We start from the raw sequence: 18,017 nt of genomic DNA on the forward strand, positions 1-18,017 counted from the left end.
TTGAATCGGACTTGCGGATATAACAATATCTTTATATGCCCTGATCCATGCAGATTGAAACGACCATGCGCGCGCTTGCCGATCCGACCAGACTACGGGTGATGCGGCTGCTATCCGCGATGGAGCTTGCAGTCGGTGAACTGGCGCAGGTCCTGGGTCAGAGTCAGCCGCGCGTTTCACGCCACGTTGCGATTCTGTGCGATGCTGGCTTGGCGGAACGTCACCGGGAAGGCAGTTGGGTGTTCCTTCGCGCAGCGGTCGGGAATGAACGCGGCAATCCCGTGGGGGAAGCGGTTTCGCGCCTGCTGGCCACGGCGGAGCGGGAAGACCCGGATTTCGCTGCGGTGTGCGCGGATGACAGGCGCCAGCTTTCCAGCATACGCGGCGCACGCGAATTGAACGCTGCCAACTATTTCGCCAAACATGCTGATGACTGGGACGAATTGCGGCAATTGCACAGCCCCGACAAATTGGTCGAGGATAGCCTGGTCGAGGCGCTGGGCACTCATTCGCTGGGCCAATTGCTGGATATCGGAACCGGCAGCGGCCGCATGGCTGAACTGTTTGCACCCAATGCGGACCATATCGTAGCGCTCGACAAGAGCCTCGACATGCTGCGCGTTGCCCGTGCGAAGCTGCAAAACCTGCCCGCCGACGCGGTGGAACTGGTGCAGGGCGATTTTGTATCTCTGCCGTTTGCAGCGCACCGTTTCGATACCATCCTGCTGCATCAGGTGCTCCATTTCGCGCAGGATCCGGCTGCCGCATTGGCGGAAGCGGCGCGTGTTACCCGCCCCGCCGGACGCATCGCGATCGTCGATTTCGCTGCGCATGACCGCGAGGAATTGCGTGACCGTCATGCCCATGCGCGGCTTGGTTTCACCGACAAGGCCATTCGCGAATTGCTGAAAGAGGCAGGCTTTACGCCGGCCAAGCCGATCTCCCTCGACGAGGGCGAGCTTACCGTGAAGATCTGGCTCGGTACCCGCCAGGGCGGGCCTTCCTCTACCGATCTGCAAAAGGTTGCCTCATGACCGACACGCTCGATCCAATCCACGAGGCGCAGACCGCTGCCGACACCCCTCTGTTTTCAGGGTTGCCGGGAGATATCGAGGCGTCGTTCGAATTCTTTCCGCCCAAGACCGAAAAGATGGAGATCAAGCTGTGGGACGCGGTGCAGGATCTTGCCCCGCTTGAACCGAGCTTTGTTTCCGTAACCTATGGTGCTGGCGGCTCCACCCGCGAGCGGACGCATAACACCGTTGCCCGGATCATCCGCGAGGCTCACCTTCCGGCAGCAGCGCACCTGACCTGCGTCGCCGCGAGCAAGGATGAAATTCGCGAGGTTGCAGAACAATATTGGGAAGCCGGCGTTCGCCATATCGTTGCCTTGCGCGGCGATGCGGGCGAGCCAGGTGCGCCGTTCGAACCGCATCCGGAAGGATACCGGAACGCGGCCGAACTGGTGGCCGGACTGAAGGGTATTGCAGACTTTGAAATCTCGGTCGCTGCCTATCCAGAAACCCACCCCGATGCCGACTGTCCGCAGGCCGATCTCGACAACCTCAAGCGCAAGTTGGATGCCGGCGCAACCCGCGCCATCAGCCAGTTCTTCTTCTCCGCCGACACGTTCTTCCGGTTTCGCGACGAAGCGGCGAAAAACGGTATCGATGCGCCGATCTTGCCGGGCATATTGCCGGTGACCAACGTGGCCCAGGCGCGCAAGTTCGCCGGTGCGTGCGGCGCCGAAATTCCCCAATGGATGGACGGCCTGTTCGAAGGGCTTGATGAACGGCCTGCTGCCCGGCAACTGGTCGCGGCGACCGTCGCGGCGGAACTGTGCCGCAGGCTGTACGCTGGCGGCGTACGCAATTTTCACTTCTACACGCTGAACCGTGCGGACCTCGCCTATGCGATCTGCCACATGCTCGGCATGCGTCCGAAAGGGGATGTCCGATGACACCGCGTGAAAGCCTGAAGGCACAGGCCGCAGAGCGTATCCTGATTTTCGACGGTGCGTTCGGAACCCAGATTCAGAACCGCAAGCTGGAAGAGAGCGACTATGCTGGCGATCTGGGGCTGAAGGCCGACCAGAAGGGCAATAACGATATCCTCGCGCTGACCCGCCCCGATGTGATCGGCGACATCACCCGCGCCTATCTCGATTCCGGGGCCGACGTCGTCTCCACCAACACGTTTTCAGCCAACCGGATCAGCCAGGCCGATTACGCGGCAGAGCATCTTGTCCGGGACATCAATCTGGCATCGGGCAAGATCGCGCGCGAACTGGCCGATGAGTATGCACGGCGTGATGGCAGACCCCGTTTCGTAGCGGGTGCGATCGGGCCGACCAACAAGACGCTATCGCTTTCGCCGGATGTCGAAGACCCCGGTTTCCGCGAGATCGATTTCGACTTTCTGACAGAGGTGTATCACGAACAGGCCGCCGCTTTGGTGGAAGGCGGGGCGGATTTCATCCTGATCGAGACAATCTTCGACACGCTGAACGCCAAGGCCGGCATCATGGCGGTCAAGCAGCTGGAGCGGGAACTTGGCCGCGATGTGCCGATCATGCTGTCCATGACGCTCACCGATCTTTCCGGACGGAACCTGTCGGGTCACACGGTGGAGGCATTTTGGTATGCGGTGCGCCATGCGAACCCGGTCACGATTGGTCTCAACTGCAGCTTCGGCGCGGAACAGCTACGCCCGCATGTTCAAATGTTGAGCAAGATCGCTGATACGCTCATCCTCGCCTATCCCAATGCCGGGCTGCCCAATGAACTGGGCGAATATGATGAAGCCCCGGCCACCACGGCATCGCTGGTGCAGGAATGGGCGGAGCATGGACAGGCCAATATTCTGGGCGGATGCTGCGGCTCCACCCCGGATCACATCGCTGAAATAGCCAAGGCGGTGCAGGGTCTTTCCCCGCGAAGAATCCCCCGGCGCGACTCGCAGATGCAACTGGCCGGCCTTGAACCCTTTACGATTGCAGCCTGATGACTGAAAAATCGACCTCCCGCTTCGTCAATATCGGCGAACGCACCAATGTGACCGGATCGGCCCGTTTCAAGAAGCTGATCATGGCCGACGATTACGATGCCGCAGTCGAAGTTGCCCGCCAGCAGGTGGAGAACGGCGCGCAGGTGATCGACGTCAACATGGATGAAGGGCTGCTCGATGCTGTCCATGCCATGACGACGTTTCTGAAACTGATCGCCGCGGAACCCGATATTGCCCGCGTTCCGGTGATGATCGACAGTTCCAAATGGAACGTGATCGAGGCAGGTCTGAAATGCGTTTCGGGCAAGCCGATCGTCAATTCGATCTCCATGAAAGAGGGGGAGGACCAGTTCCTCGAACAAGCCCGCAAATGCATGGATTATGGCGCTGCCGTGGTGGTGATGGCCTTCGATGAAGCGGGTCAGGCTGACACCAAGGCGCGCAAGGTCGAGATCTGCAAACGCGCCTATGATTTGCTGACCGGGATCGGTTTCCCGGCAGAAGACATTATCTTCGATCCGAACGTCTTCGCAGTTGCCACCGGGATTGAGGAACACGACCGTTACGGGCTGGATTTCATAGAGGCGGTGCGCGAAATCAAGGCCGCCTGTCCGCTTGCCAAGACCAGCGGCGGCCTGTCCAACCTGTCGTTCAGTTTCCGCGGGAACGAGACTGTTCGACGCGCGATGCACTCCGTCTTTCTGTATCATGCGATACCGGCGGGCCTCGACATGGCGATCGTCAATGCGGGGCAGCTGGATGTTTACGACCAGATCGATCCGGTGCTGCGCGATGCGTGCGAGGACGTGATCCTGATGCGCGATGCCGGGGGCGAGGAAACCGCGACAGAACGGCTGATCAACCTCGCGGAAAGCTACAAGGGCAAGACCAGGGAAGATGAAAAGGCGACTGCCGAATGGCGCGGGTGGCCGGTCGCAAAGCGGCTGGAACACGCGCTGGTCAAAGGCATCGACGCCGATATCGTAGCCGATACAGAGGAAATGCGTGCGGCGACGCAGGCCGCTGGCGGGCGCCCGATCGAGGTGATCGAAGGCCCGCTGATGGACGGCATGAACGTGGTCGGCGACCTGTTCGGCAGCGGCAAGATGTTCTTGCCCCAGGTTGTTAAATCCGCCCGCGTTATGAAAAAGGCGGTGGCGCACCTGATCCCCTATATCGAGGCGGAAAAGGCGGATGGCGCAAAAGCCAAGGGCAAGATCGTAATGGCGACCGTCAAGGGCGACGTGCACGATATCGGCAAGAACATCGTCGGCGTCGTTCTGCAATGCAACGGTTATGAAGTGATCGACCTTGGCGTGATGGTTCCGTGGTCGAAAATCATCGAGACTGCGAAATCCGAAGGTGCGGACATGATCGGATTGTCCGGTCTGATCACCCCGTCGCTGGATGAAATGGTGACGGTTGCGGAAGAAATGCAGCGCGCCGGAATGGACATACCGCTGCTGATCGGCGGCGCGACCACCAGCAAGGTTCACACGGCGCTGCGGATTGATGAGGCGTATGACGGTCCGGTGATCCACGTGCTCGATGCCAGCCGCGCGGTCGGTGTGGCCAGCAAGCTGTTGTCCGACACGCTGCGCGATGATTTCGTAACCGAAACGGCTGCGGAATATGAACGGGTGCGCGATGTGCGTGCAGGCAAGGGTCAGAGTGAGCTGCTCAGCATCGAGGATGCGCGCGCGAATTACTACGACGCCTATCTCAGCGACAAGGCCGCTCCGCCGCTGCAGCCCGGAGTTCACGTGTTCGATGACTGGTCGCTCGAGGATTTGCGCGGCTGCATCGACTGGACCCCGTTCTTCCGCGCGTGGGAATTGCACGGCACCTATCCCGCGATCCTGCAGGATGACGTGGTCGGCGAAAGCGCACGTTCGCTGTGGGATGATGCGCAGGCGATGCTCGAACAGATCATCAGCGAAAAATGGCTGACGGCCAGGGGCGTGTGCGGTTTCTGGCCCTGCGCGCGCGACGGGGACGATGTGACCATCCACCGGGTAAACCGTGAGGAACACGTGGTCCTGCCGTTCCTGCGCCAGCAAGTGAAGAAAAGCCGTGACCGGGCAAATATGTGTCTTGCCGATTTCATCGATCCGGCAGGCGACTGGATCGGCGGTTTCGCAGTCGGCATCCACGGGATCGAGAGCCATCTCGCCCGTTTCAGGGCCGACAATGACGATTATTCGGACATCCTGCTGAAAGCGCTCGCAGACCGGTTTGCAGAAGCATTCGCAGAACGGCTGCACCAGCATGTCCGCACCGATCTGTGGGGTTATGCGCCGGGCGAGCAGCTGACCAACGAGGCGCTGATCAAGGAAAAGTATCGCGGCATCCGGCCGGCACCCGGATATCCGGCATGCCCGGATCACAGCCTGAAACCGATCCTGTTCGACCTGCTTGATGCGCCGGAAAATGCGGGGCTGACCCTGACGGAGAGTTTCGCCATGTGGCCGACAGCCGCCGTCAGCGGGTTCTATTTCGGCCACCCGGAAAGCCAGTATTTCGGCGTTGCCCGGATTGGCCGTGACCAGTTGGAGGAATATGCGCAGCGGCGCGGTGTGGATTTGCAGACGGCAGAGCGCTGGCTACGCCCCAATCTCGACTGATGACGCTTCCCGCCGGACGGCTGGTGTGGATCGGCGGGCTGGTTCTGCTGGCCTGCTATGCCGCTTTGTGGGCGGCGGTGCCCACAGGCCCTGAATGGCCGGATGTGTTGTTTGCCCTGCCGTTCGTCGGCGTGATCGGCGCAATTATTGCCAACACTTCCGGAACGGGCGGCGGCGTGGTGTTCGTGCCGGTGTTCAACGCGCTGAGCGATCTCGGCGTGATGCAAATCGATCCGCTGCGGGTGACCGGTGTTTCGATGATGATCCAGGCATTCGGTATGACAATGGGCGCGCTGCGATGGACCGACCGGCTGCTGCATCAGCCCGCGCCTGTCCATCACGAAGCCGCCGTGCGCCCGCGCGATTACTGGCTGCTGGTGGTGCTTGTGCTGGCGCTGTCGCTGCCCGCGATGTTGGCGGTGCAGCGGCTTGCCGTGTTCGATCCGCAAATGGTGCTGCTGGGGTATAAGGGTTTTTCAATCGTGCTGGGACTGGCGCTGATTGCGGCCACATGGACGATCAACCGCGATTTGCCCGAACGCGGCAGGTTGGCACCGATCGATCTGGCGGTGCTGCTGATAATTGCAGTGCCCGGCGGCGCGATCACTGCGCTGTTTTCGGTCGGAATTGGCGAACTGGTCGCGTTCTACCTGTTCCTGCGGCACTATCCGGTGCTGCTGTGCGTCGGAACAGCGTGCGTGATTTCGTCGGTCAGCATGATTGCCGGCAGCGTGTGGCATGTTCATCAAGGCACGCTGATCTGGGAGGTCGCGCTGCTCGCCATACCCGGTGCGGTGCTGGGCGGGTTTCTGGCCCGGCCAATTGCCATCCGGCTGGGCGCGCGGCGACTGAAAACGCTGGGCGGTGCGTGGATACTGCTTTCGGCGTGCTATTTATTGTGGCTCAATTGGCGCTGAAGCGTATCTTGGGATTGACGCACGCACGGGGTTGAGCGAATGCCGACCGGTCGCCGGGCGTCTACCGATTCCCGGCCATTACGCGGGAGAGACCGCCGGCTATCGGACTTGCTCCGTGGCTGTCGGCACCGAAGGAGCAACCGCCCCGGAAACTCTCAGGTACCAGGGACCGCGTAGTGGCAGACACTCTGGAAAGCGTCTCATGCAAATGGGGCCACCGAAGGGGTAAGCGTTGGGCCGGGTTATTGGCCTGCGTAAAAACTCTCAGGTCTTCCCGACAGAGGGGGTGCAGGAACGACGCCTTGTTTTGAGGCGTATGCACTCGTGTCAGGAATTTTTGATGAGCGAAGATACCGAAATCCACCCAGACGACATGCCGGAAGAGCAGGTGCTCCCGCTGGATGCCTGGCACCGCAATCAGGGCGGCCGGATGGTGCCGTTTGCCGGTTACGAAATGCCGATCCAGTATGAAGGCATCGTGGCCGAACACGAGTGGACCCGTGGTTCGGCCAGCCTGTTCGACGTAAGCCATATGGGCCAGCTCTCGGTCGAAGGTCCGGACGGCGATATGACCGCCGCCGCACACGCGCTCGAGGCGCTGCTGCCGGGCGATATTTCCAGCCTTGGCGAAGGGCGGATGCGCTATTCGCTGCTGATCAATGAAGAAGGCGGCATTCTGGACGATCTGATCGTGACCAATGCCGGTTCGCACTATGCCCTGGTCGTCAACGGTGCGTGCAAATGGGATGACATCGCCCATCTCCGCGAACATTTGTCGGACGAGATTACGCTGACCCACTATCAGGATCAGGCCCTGCTGGCGCTGCAAGGGCCGAAGGCGGGCGCGGTGCTGGAAGAATTGATCCCGGGCACGGGGAAGCTGGTGTTCATGACCGCCGGAATGTTTGAATGGAACGGCATTCCGCTTTGGGTCAGCCGCGCAGGCTATACCGGCGAAGACGGCTTCGAAATCTCCATTCCTGCGGACCATGCCGAAGCGTTGGCCAATGCGCTCGTGGCAGACGAACGGGTTAAGCCGGCCGGTCTAGGCGCGCGCGACAGCCTGCGGCTTGAGGCCGGGCTGCCGCTATACGGACATGATCTGGACGATGTGACCGATCCGGTATCTGCGGGGCTGCTGTTCGCGCTGACCAAATCGCGCCGGGAAAGCGGCGGCTGGATGGGTCATGGACCGGTTGCCGAGAAACTGGCTGGCGGCACGCAGAGCAAGCGGGTCGGCCTGAAACTCGATGGCCGGCTCCCCGCGCGCGAGGGTTCGCTGGTGTTCGTCGGCGATACAGAGGTTGGCCGCGTGACCAGTGGCGGATTTTCGCCCACGCTGGGTCACCCGATTGCGATGGCATACGTCCAGAAAGAACATGCCGGCAAAGATACCGCGTTGCAGGTGGAGGTTCGCGGCAAGCGTCTCGATGCCACCGTGACGCCAATGCCCTTCGTTCCGCAGAATTATTACCGAGGAGAATGAACCGATGGCCCGTTACTTCACCGATGAGCATGAATGGATCGACGTAGAAGGCGATACCGCCACCGTCGGCATTACCGATTACGCACAGGAACAGCTGGGCGATATCGTATTCGTGGAACTGCCCGAAGTGGGTGCCATGGTCGACAAGGGCGGCGATGCGGCTGTCGTTGAGTCGGTGAAGGCTGCCAGCGATGTGTACGCGCCGATCACCGGCGAAGTGGTCGAAGGCAATCCGGCGCTGGAAGAAGATCCCGCGCTGGTCAACACTTCGCCCGAAGAAGATGGCTGGTTCTTCAAAATGACGATTGGCGACAAGTCAGAGCTGGAAGGCCTGATGGATGCCAAGGCATATCAGGCTTTCGTCGACGGACTTTAAGCACCGACCCTCCGCAGGCGCGGAGGAAGAAGGAATTTTGCAATGCGCTATCTGCCACTGACCGACACTGACCGTTCGGCAATGCTTGAAACTATCGGTGCCGCTTCGGTCGACGATCTGTTCGTCGATGTACCCGAAGTGGCGCGGCTCGACGGGCCTATTCGCGACCTGCCGATGCACGCCAGCGAAATGGCGGTTGAAAAGCATATGCGCGGCCTGTCGAAGCAGAATCTGGCGGCGGCAGATGCGGCCTTCTTCCTTGGTGCGGGCGCATATCGACACCATGTTCCGGCCAGCGTCGATCACATCATCCAGCGCGGCGAATTCCTGACAGCTTACACACCGTACCAGCCCGAAATCGCGCAAGGCACGCTGCAGATGCTGTTCGAGTTCCAGAGTCAGGTTGCGCGTCTTTATGGCTGCGCGGTGGCCAATGCCTCGATGTATGACGGCTCGACCGCGTGCTGGGAAGCGGTCGCGATGGCGGGGCGCGTCACCAGGCGCAAGCGGGTGGTAATGTCGGGCGCGCTGCACCCGCATTATGCCGAAGTCGTCAAGACAATGGCCAAGTTCACCGAAGATGTGATCGCGGACGCGAAGCCTGCAATTCAGGCGGAGCCGGACAATGACGGGCTGATTTCCCGGATCGACGATGAAACGTCCTGCGTCGTGGTGCAGTATCCCGATATCCTGGGCCGTCTGCCCAATCTGGAGGAAATTGCCGAGGCAGCCCATGCCAAGGGCGCGCTGTTGATTGCAGTCAACACCGAACCGGTAGCGCTGGGCGCGATCAAGTCACCCGGCGAACTTGGCGCGGATATCGTCGTTGGCGAAGGCCAGTCGATCGGTGTCGGTTTGCAATTCGGCGGGCCGTATCTTGGCCTGTTCGCAGTGCGCGACAAGAAACATGTCCGCCAGATGCCGGGCCGGCTGTGCGGCGAAACCGTGGATGCAGATGGCAAGCGCGGCTTTGTCCTGACCCTGTCGACGCGCGAACAGCATATTCGCCGCGAGAAGGCGACTTCCAACATCTGCACCAATTCGGGCCTGTGCGCCCTGGCGTTCAGTGTCCACATGACCCTGCTCGGCGAGAAGGGTCTGCGCCAGCTGGCGGCGGAAAATCACCGTCTGGCGTGCATTGCCGCTGACAAGCTGTCTGCGGTGCCGGGCGTGACATTGCTGAACAACAGCTTCTTCAACGAGTTCACTCTCCTGCTGGACGGCGATGCGCGGCAGATTGTGCGCGACCTGTCGCAGCAGAACATTCTGGCCGGTGTTTCGCTGGCCCGGCTCTATCCTGACGTCGAGGAATTTTCGGGCGGGTTGCTGGTCGCGCTGACCGAAACGACGACAGAGGAAGATATTGAAACACTCTGCTCCGCTCTGAAGGAGAAACTGTCATGAACGCCCCGAACAAGAGCGGATGGAAGCCAACCTCACCGGCACAGGGTGCGCCCAAACATGGCGGCCCTGCCACCACCACCGGCAATTATGCGCTGATGCTGGAGGAGGATCTGATCTTCGATATCGGCACGTCCGACACGACCGGAGTCGATCTGCCCGATGCGGTTATTGGCGAAGGTAACCGGCTGGCGGGCATGATCCGTGATGACGCGATCGACCTGCCCGGCCTGTCTGAACCGGAGGCGGTGCGTCACTACACCCGCCTCAGTCGCCAGAATTACGGGATCGATCTAGGGTTCTTCCCGCTCGGTTCGTGCACCATGAAACACAACCCGCGGCTCAACGAAAAAGTCGCCCGGATGCCGGGTTTCGCTGACGTCCATCCCCTGCAACCAGTCGATACGGTGCGCGGAGCGTTGGGCGTGATCAATGAACTGGCCCATTGGCTGATTAAGCTGACCGGCATGCATGGCGTGGCGATGAGCCCCAAGGCGGGCGCGCATGGCGAGCTGTGCGGTATTCTCTGCATTCGCGCCGCTCTGGAAGCCCGCGGCGATGCGCGTGAAGTCGTTCTTGTGCCGGAAAGTGCGCATGGCACCAATCCGGCCACCGCTGCCTTTGCCGGTTATCGCGTAGAGAACATCCCTGCCACATCTGGTGGCCGCGTTGATCTGGAAGCGCTGAAAACACGGTTGGGACCCGACGTTGCAGCGGTGATGATCACCAACCCCAACACCTGCGGCCTGTTCGAGCCCGATATGCGCGCCATTTCGGATGCGGTGCATGAGGCTGGCGGTTTCGTCTATTGCGATGGCGCGAACTTCAACGCGATTGTTGGCCGTGTGCGTCCGGGCGATCTCGGCGTTGATGCGATGCATATCAATCTGCACAAGACATTCTCCACCCCACATGGCGGTGGCGGTCCGGGTTCAGGCCCCGTTGTCCTGTCCGAAGCGCTCAGCCCGTTCGGCCCGCTGCCTTATACAGCGCGCACAGCAGACGGCGTTGTGCATCTGGTCGAGGAAGAAGATGCCGAATCTTTCGCCAAGGAACATTTCGGCGGACCCCTCCAGCACTTTGGCCGGATGACCGCGTTCCACGGCCAGATGGGTATGTACACGCGCGCTCTGACTTACATGCTCAGCCATGGCGCGGACGGTTTGAAGCAGGTATCCGAAGATGCCGTGCTTAACGCCAATTACATCCTGCGCGCGATGGAGGATGTGTTGCACGCACCCTATGCCCATAGCGGGCCGTGCATGCACGAGGCGCTGTTCGGGGATAAGGGCTTTGCCGAGGGTATTTCGACGCTGGACCTTGCGAAGGGGCTGATTGACGAAGGGTATCATCCGATGACGATGTATTTCCCGCTGGTCGTCCACGGCGCGATGCTGGTTGAACCGACCGAGACTGAAAGCAAGGCTACCATTGATCAGTTCATCACCGCATTTCGCAGTGTGGCGGAACGGGCAAAAGCTGGCGATGACAGTCTGAAAACCGCGCCGCATTACGCGCCGCGCAGCAGGCTGGATGAAACGATGGCCGCGCGCAAGCCGCTGCTCAGCTACACCGGGTTGGACGCAGAGTAATACAGGAGCAGGGCGGGCTGCGCTCCTACCGCGCGCCTGCCGCTTTTTTACAAGCGGATCGCTCTGGCTTAGGCTACCACTCTGTCAGTCCGGCGTAAGGTTCAGACTGGCAGAGGGGGGTACTCTTGTCCGAAAGCGGCAGTGAAAGTTTCATCGTACGCGGCTGGCGCAATGTCCGCGAGGCGGGGCCGCGCCGACTTGCGCTGACGATTTTGCTCGTCGTGATCGCGCTGATCATCGCCCGGTTTGGCTGGTCGATGCCGATCATCGCGCAGGCAGAAACCGGAATGTACGATTTGCGCGCCTACGAAGTCGCCGGGCGCAATGCGGTGGAACAGGACGACCGGATCATCATGGTCGTCTATGACGAACAGACGCTGATCAAGGCCCGCAAGCGGTCCCCTCTCGACCGGGGTATCCTGATCCAGACACTGCAAAATCTGGATGCCATGGGTGCGAAGGCGATCGGGATCGATATCCTGTTCGATCAGCCGCAGGATGAAGATGCGCAATTGATTGAAACCCTGCGGGCGATGCAGACCCCGGTATCGGTTGCCTACGTTCTGCAAGATGCGAACGAAGGCGATATCGTTTACGATCAGCAGCAATATCTGGAAGAATTCCTGGCCCAATTGGAAGGCAGCAATGCCCGCCCGGCCAGCATCCAGTTAAGCGATGAATTCGGGGTTACGCGCCTCTGGCCGACTGCAGATGAACGCCTGCCGCCCACTCTGACCCGCTCGATGCTGGCTTCCGCCGGGCAGCAGGCGGCGATGATGCCTGGCTATGAAGGCGCGATCCGGTACCGTCTTGGCCTGCGCAGCGGGCAGAACGATGAAGTTTCCGGCGGGCAGAATGCAGTGAGAGAGGACCTCTTCCCGAAATTCCCGATCGATTTCTTTGCCGACCCCGAAACTGCCGAGTTCGCCGACGAATTGGTTGCCGGTAAATACATTCTGATCGGTGGCGATCTGGTCGATTATGACCGCGTCGCAACCACCATGACCGAAGCGACCGGCTTTGAACCGCCGGGTTTGCAGGTTCATGCGGAAATGATGGCGCAGATGCTCGACGGGGCGAAGCTTCCCAAACCATTGCCTGCAACTCTGTGGGCTTTCGCAATCCTGTTCGTCAGCACCGCCGTTCTGACCGGGCTGCTGGAATGGGGCAGCTGGCGCATCTACGCCTTGCTCGGGGTGCAATTCCTGATCATGCTCGGAATCCCGTTCGTAATGCACTTCCGAGGGGCCGATACTTACGGGCTGCCAGCGGTCGGCTGGCTGGCCGGATGGATCATCGCATTCACCGCCGTAACTTCCGCAGCGCGTGCCGCCGGCGCAGTCCAGCGCAATTTTGCGCAAGGCGCGCTGGGCAAATACTTGCCGCGCGAAATGGCGAAAGAGATCATCGACAACCCCAAGCTGCTTGCCTTGCACGGCGAGAAAAAGTCGATCTTCGTGCTGTTCAGCGATCTCGAAGGGTTCACCAAGATGAGCCATGCGATCTCGCCGGAAATGGTCGCCAAACTGCTCAACCGTTATCTGGAAATGCTTAGCCAGGTGGTGCTCGATCATGGCGGCGTGATTGATAAATTCGTGGGCGATGCGGTGGTCGCGTTCTGGGGTGCGCCGATTGCGCGTCCGGACGATGCTGAACGCGCGGCCAGGGCCGGGTATGCAATCTGGCAAGCGGGGGAGGCGTTCCGGGCGGAAGTGGCGGCAATGGACCCTAACCTGCCCAAGATCGGCAAGACGCGCGTGGGCCTGCATTATGGAGAGGCGGTTGTCGGCAATTTCGGCGGCGAAACGCGTATCCAGTATACTGCGCTGGGCGATAGCATGAATACAGCGGCCCGGCTCGAAGCAGCCAATAAGGCGCTGGGGTCGAGCGTCATGGCAAGCCGTGAGTTCGCACAGAAGTCCGGACTCGACTGGTGGCGCCCCATGGGACGGGTGGTTTTGCGCGGGCGGGCGAGGCCGGTCGACATCATGGAACCGGCTCCCGATTTCCCCGAGGAAGACCGGAAGAAACTGCATCAGGCAGAAATTTTGTCGGAAACTAACAATACCGATGCTGCGGCGGTGATAGAAGAAGTGCTTCAGAACCACCCGGATGACGCGGCCTTGCGTAATCTGCTACATAGAATGAATAATCTGAACGAGGGGAGGGCTTATGTTCTCGGTTAAATCACGAACGATCTCAGCTGCGCTGCTTACTTCGGCGGCATTCATGGGGCTTTCGGGCACCGCCAATGCCGGCGTGGTGATCAAATCTAGCGGGCCGTCTGCCAGCGCATATCCGGTGGGCAAGAAACTGCCGGACAGCAGCACCGTGACCCTCAGAGAAGGTGATACGATCACCATCATGGCCGATGGCGGCACGCGGGTAATCCGCGGCCCGGGCACCCACCGCGTTGCCGCGCGGGGGTCCAGCAAACGTTCGACGTTTGCTGCGCTGACCCGGCAAAGGTCGAAGGCCCGGGTGCGCACAGGTGCGACGCGGGCGCCATCAATGTCGCGCCCCAATATCTGGATGGTCGATGTTTCGCGGTCGGGAACCATGTGTGTCCCTGATTTCGGCTCGGTCCAGATATGGCGGCCCGGATTCGATCAGGGCGCGACCTATGTTCTGGCCAATTCCAGCTCGGCAGCGCATGTGCACGTCAGTTTCGAACCAAAGCAGATGGTTGCGGATTGGGACAATGCCCGGATGCCGCTGGCTGACGGGGCGAGTTACCAGATTACCGGTCCGGGCGGCGGCGACCCTGCAACGGTGACATTTGCTGAAATGGGCGAGATGCCGCAATCACCTGAGGCCCTGGCAGAATTGCTGCTGGAAAAGGGATGCAGCGGCCAGTTGGACCTGTTGGCTGACACGATGATGTAACGATGTAATAAACTTGGTGCCAAACCGGGTCGCAAGATCGGCGGACAAGTCACAAGGCTGCCTCCGATACGTGGTTTGAATGCCCTCAAGGGGGGCGGCGGGTCCATACGGATCCGGCGGTCGGGGAAGGCAGAAGCGATGATCGCATCTTTGCGGTATTTTCAATGCTTTGGCGGCGGGCTGCGCGCGCAAGCACGGCCATGCCGCGCCATTGTACACAATCTGCCTGCCATTCGCCTCTTGCACCCGCCCCGCGAAGCCGTAGGTTGTTTTGCAGGGGAGGGGCTTTCGTGATGGAGCTGCGCAAGAATTCATGGGGCGGCCGGGCGATGGCATTGCTGGCCATTCCGGCACTGGCTGTCGCGGCACAGTGGGCCGGGATATTCGCCTCTACCGGTGCGCAGGCCGCAAGCAGCAGCGCTCGTTTCGAAGGGGTCGCCACTTGCGCAGGCTCGACCTGTCACGGCCGGGCAGAAGGTAATGGCGAAGTCGTCCGTCAGGATGAGATCGCCACTTGGCAGGAGCCTTCTTCGTCCACCGGCGCGCACAGCAGGGCCTACGCCGTTCTCGCATCTCCGCGCGGCAGGCAAATTGCATCCAGCCTTGGACTGGGCGCTGCAACGTCTGCGCCCGCCTGCCTCGGTTGCCATGCGACCTACGTTCCGCAAAACAAGCGCGGCCCGCGTTTCCAGACGTCCGACGGGGTCGGTTGCGAGACGTGTCATGGCGCGTCGAGCGGCTGGCTCGCCGTTCACTATGCGAAACCGGCAACCCATGCCTCAAATGTCGCGAATGGCCTGATCCCGCTGGAGAAGCCGCAGGTTCGGGCAAAGGTGTGTCTCGACTGCCATTTCGGCAGCGCTGACGGCAACCAGTTCGTCAGTCATTCGATGATGGCGGCCGGCCATCCGCGTGTCGCGTTTGAACTCGACCTGTTTTCCGCCCTCCAGCAGCATCACGACGAGGATGCCGATTATGCCGCCCGTAAGGGCAAGACGGATTCGGTGCGCCTTTGGGCAGTCGGTCAGGCAGAGGCGGTGCGCCGTTCAACCGATCTTTTCGCCCGGCCCAAGTTCGGCATGGAGGGGGTTTTCCCGGAATATTATTTCTATGACTGCCACAGTTGCCACCGCCAGATCACGGACGGGCCGCAGCGCAAGCTGACCTTCGAGACAAATCCGGCGCGCGCGATCCCGTTCGGTCTTGCGCCCTACAACGACGAAAACATCATCATGCTGTCAGCAGTTTCACGGGCGCTCGCGCCTGGCCGGGCCGCTGCATTCGACGGTGCGAGCAAGGATTTCCACCGCGCAATGGGACAGGGCCGGGCCGAGGCAGTGGCCGCCGCCCAGCGGCTGAAGGGGGAAGCTGCGGCTTTGTCTGATGCACTGGCTGGGCGCGGATATTCCGGCAGCGATGCGTTTACCGTTGTCCAGAAAATCACCGACACGGCGACGAGCCCTCGCTTTACCGATTATGCCGGTTCTGCGCAGGCGGTTATGGCAGTTGATACCTTGCTGAACGCCATGGTGCGCGAAGGGCGCGTGACGATGGGGGCTGCTGCTGGCATCCGCGCGAATATCAATCGTGCATACGCCGCGGTGCGTAGCCCGCAGGGTTATAATCCGGCGCAGTTCCGCAGTGCCCTTGGCCAGGCGGCGCGTGCCATCGGGGCGCTCCGCTGATGCGCGGCGCTTTCGGCAATTCATCCTGTCTGGCGGCTGCGCTGGCATTGGCACTGGCCGGGTGCGGCGGCGGTGATGGTGGATCGGCCCCGTCGCCCATCGGTGGAACGCCGACCCCAACGCCGGTTCCGCCGCCATCTGGCCGCGTCTTTGCCGACCCTGCTGCAGAATCGCTGTCGGTTGCCGACGTTCAGCAAATCATCGCTCAGGCGGTGGGCGAGGCGCAGGCACGCGGCCTTCCATCTACGGTGGCGGTGACCGACCGCGTCGGCAATGTGCTGGCGGTATTCAATATGACCGGGGCCCCTGCGCAGGCGGCGCTCAGCACCAGAACGATCGCAGGCAATGCCGCGCCGGGTGACGAAGTCGGCTTGCAAGGTGCGATGGTGCCCAACGCTGCAGCCGCGATCGCAAAGGCGATAACCGGGGCTTATCTGTCGAGCGGGGGCAACGCATTTTCATCCCGCACGGCGAGCCAGATCGTGCAGGAACATTTCCCGCCTGCACCGACCACGGTGGGGCTGGAAAGCGGCCCGTTGTTCGGCGTCCAGTTCAGCCAGCTGCCATGTTCAGACTTGTCTGCCCGCTTTTCAGCAGCAGGGCCGGGCGCGTTGATTGGCCCCAAACGTTCGCCGCTGGGATTGGCAGCCGATCCTGGCGGGTTTCCGCTATATAAAAACGGCGTGGTTGTCGGCGGCATAGGGATCGCCGGCGATGGCGATTATGGTTTCGACCCGAATATTCTGGACGTCGATGTCGATAACGAGGAAGCGATAGCACTGGCGGGTATCCAGGGCTTTACCCCGCCCACTGCGATCGTTGCTGATCGGATACCGGTGGACGGCACTACGCTGCGTTTCAGTGATATGACTGTCAATGATCTGTCGCCGCTGCAGACCAGCTTTGGCGCTATCAATGGCCCGGCAGGCGGGCTGGTCGCGGTGACCGGTTATGCTGCTGCAGCGGTCCGGGCAGGCACCACTTACGGCAGTGAAGCGTCGGGCATCCGCCGCAGCACCAATGCGGAATTCGCCAATCCCGATGCCTATATTCTGACCGATGGAAACGGCGCGGGCCGCTATCCGATCCGCGCAGGTACGGACGGCGCGAGCGTTACCCAGCCGCTTAGCGCGGCAGAAGCGCAGGCCATTCTCGAAGAGGCGTTCAATGTGCTGTCGCGCGCGCGCGCGCAGATCAGGCGACCGCTCGACAGCCGGATGCAGGCGACCATCAGTCTGGTGGATACGCATGGGCAGGTTCTCGGCATCGTCCGTTCGCCGGACGGTCCGATCTTCGGGACCGATGTCTCACTGCAGAAAGCCCGCACGGCGGCATTTTTCTCCAACCCGGCAGCTGCGCAGCAATTGCTGGGAACGCCGGTGGTCCCGGGCCTCACTAATGTGCCGGCCTATGTTCAGCGCGTGCGCGCCTTTCTGGGCGATCCAAATGCGCTGACAGGCACGTTCGCGTTTGCCGACCGGTCTGGCGGCAACCTTTCGCGGCCCTATTTCCCAGATGGACAAGTCGGCCCGATTGCCGGCCCTTTATCGGTTGAAACGCCTGGTGATTTCAGCCCGTTTGCGGTTGGATTGCAGACTGATCTGATTGTCCCGAATGTCGGTGCGCATCTGGCGTTCGTGGCCAGCAATGGCGCCAGTGCCGACACGCCGCAGCAATGCACACAGGTGCCCGACGCACCGGGCGGTAGCAAACGCATCGCAAACGGCATTCAGATTTTCCCCGGATCCGTGCCGGTTTACAGAGGCAATCAACTGATCGGGGGCATCGGAGTTTCCGGGGACGGTATCGATCAGGATGACATGGTCAGCTTCCTCGGGCTGCACAATGCAGGCTTGCGGATCGGCGGCATCGGGAATGCGCCGAATGATATTCGGGCCGATCGGATACAGGTGGCTGTTGGCGGCAGAACGGTCCGCCTGCGCTATGTCAGTTGCCCGTTCGCGCCGTTCCTTGATGACCCTGCGCAGAATGTTTGCGAGGGTCTGTGAGCGCGTTTTACGCCATTCCTCTTGTTCTCCAATCG

The 18,017-nt window shown here is 61.2% G+C and carries 13 protein-coding genes and 1 riboswitch; all 13 genes read left to right on the forward strand.

Annotated features, from left to right (window positions below; all coding sequences use genetic code 11):
• The first annotated feature begins 47 nt into the window (after nt 1-47).
• The 13 genes from GRI43_RS00110 to GRI43_RS00170 all read left to right on the forward strand — a co-directional run bounded on the left by GRI43_RS00110 (nt 48) and on the right by GRI43_RS00170 (nt 17,982).
• Nucleotides 48-1,034 carry an ArsR/SmtB family transcription factor gene (locus GRI43_RS00110; protein WP_160729105.1) on the forward strand — a complete coding sequence of 329 codons (987 nt, stop codon included), beginning with the start codon at nt 48-50 and terminating at the stop codon, nt 1,032-1,034.
• Nucleotides 1,031-1,960 carry a methylenetetrahydrofolate reductase [NAD(P)H] gene (gene metF / locus GRI43_RS00115; protein ID WP_160729106.1) on the forward strand — a complete coding sequence of 310 codons (930 nt, stop codon included), beginning with the start codon at nt 1,031-1,033 and terminating at the stop codon, nt 1,958-1,960. Before GRI43_RS00110 ends, metF begins: the two co-directional genes overlap by 4 nt.
• A complete protein-coding gene (locus tag GRI43_RS00120; protein ID WP_160729107.1) occupies nt 1,957-3,003 on the forward strand; it encodes a homocysteine S-methyltransferase family protein in 1,047 nt (348 codons plus the stop codon). The genes metF and GRI43_RS00120 overlap by 4 nt, the downstream gene beginning before the upstream one ends.
• Entirely contained in the window at nt 3,003-5,630 is a 2,628-nt protein-coding gene (metH, locus tag GRI43_RS00125; protein WP_160729108.1) for a methionine synthase, read from the forward strand. Before GRI43_RS00120 ends, metH begins: the two co-directional genes overlap by 1 nt.
• Complete coding sequence (locus GRI43_RS00130; RefSeq protein ID WP_160729109.1) at nt 5,630-6,547, forward strand: sulfite exporter TauE/SafE family protein; 918 nt, start codon at nt 5,630-5,632, stop codon at nt 6,545-6,547. The genes metH and GRI43_RS00130 overlap by 1 nt, the downstream gene beginning before the upstream one ends.
• Before the next feature lie 73 nt (nt 6,548-6,620).
• Nucleotides 6,621-6,729, forward strand: a riboswitch (glycine riboswitch).
• 158 nt (nt 6,730-6,887) lie between these two features.
• Nucleotides 6,888-8,033 carry a glycine cleavage system aminomethyltransferase GcvT gene (gene gcvT, locus GRI43_RS00135; RefSeq protein ID WP_160729110.1) on the forward strand — a complete coding sequence of 382 codons (1,146 nt, stop codon included), beginning with the start codon at nt 6,888-6,890 and terminating at the stop codon, nt 8,031-8,033.
• Between the two features lie 4 nt (nt 8,034-8,037).
• On the forward strand, nt 8,038-8,409 hold the full coding sequence (gene gcvH / locus GRI43_RS00140) for a glycine cleavage system protein GcvH (RefSeq protein WP_160729111.1): 372 nt from the start codon (nt 8,038-8,040) through the stop codon (nt 8,407-8,409).
• A 42-nt stretch (nt 8,410-8,451) separates the two neighbouring features.
• The gene (gene gcvPA, locus GRI43_RS00145) at nt 8,452-9,813 is read left to right on the forward strand and encodes an aminomethyl-transferring glycine dehydrogenase subunit GcvPA (protein ID WP_160729112.1); all 1,362 of its coding nucleotides are present in this window, start codon (nt 8,452-8,454) and stop codon (nt 9,811-9,813) included.
• The gene (gene gcvPB, locus GRI43_RS00150; RefSeq protein ID WP_160729113.1) at nt 9,810-11,402 is read left to right on the forward strand and encodes an aminomethyl-transferring glycine dehydrogenase subunit GcvPB; all 1,593 of its coding nucleotides are present in this window, start codon (nt 9,810-9,812) and stop codon (nt 11,400-11,402) included. The genes gcvPA and gcvPB overlap by 4 nt, the downstream gene beginning before the upstream one ends.
• 125 nt (nt 11,403-11,527) lie before the next feature.
• Complete coding sequence (locus GRI43_RS00155; protein ID WP_160729114.1) at nt 11,528-13,588, forward strand: adenylate/guanylate cyclase domain-containing protein; 2,061 nt, start codon at nt 11,528-11,530, stop codon at nt 13,586-13,588.
• On the forward strand, nt 13,575-14,288 hold the full coding sequence (locus GRI43_RS00160; protein ID WP_160729115.1) for a hypothetical protein: 714 nt from the start codon (nt 13,575-13,577) through the stop codon (nt 14,286-14,288). The genes GRI43_RS00155 and GRI43_RS00160 overlap by 14 nt, the downstream gene beginning before the upstream one ends.
• 293 nt (nt 14,289-14,581) lie before the next feature.
• A complete protein-coding gene (locus GRI43_RS00165) occupies nt 14,582-15,973 on the forward strand; it encodes a cytochrome c family protein (RefSeq protein WP_235903548.1) in 1,392 nt (463 codons plus the stop codon).
• A complete protein-coding gene (locus GRI43_RS00170) occupies nt 15,973-17,982 on the forward strand; it encodes a heme-binding protein (protein WP_160729116.1) in 2,010 nt (669 codons plus the stop codon). Before GRI43_RS00165 ends, GRI43_RS00170 begins: the two co-directional genes overlap by 1 nt.
• Nucleotides 17,983-18,017: the final 35 nt, after the last annotated feature.

Origin of the sequence: Pontixanthobacter luteolus, from assembly GCF_009828095.1 — a bacterium.
Lineage (GTDB): Bacteria > Pseudomonadota > Alphaproteobacteria > Sphingomonadales > Sphingomonadaceae > Pontixanthobacter > Pontixanthobacter luteolus.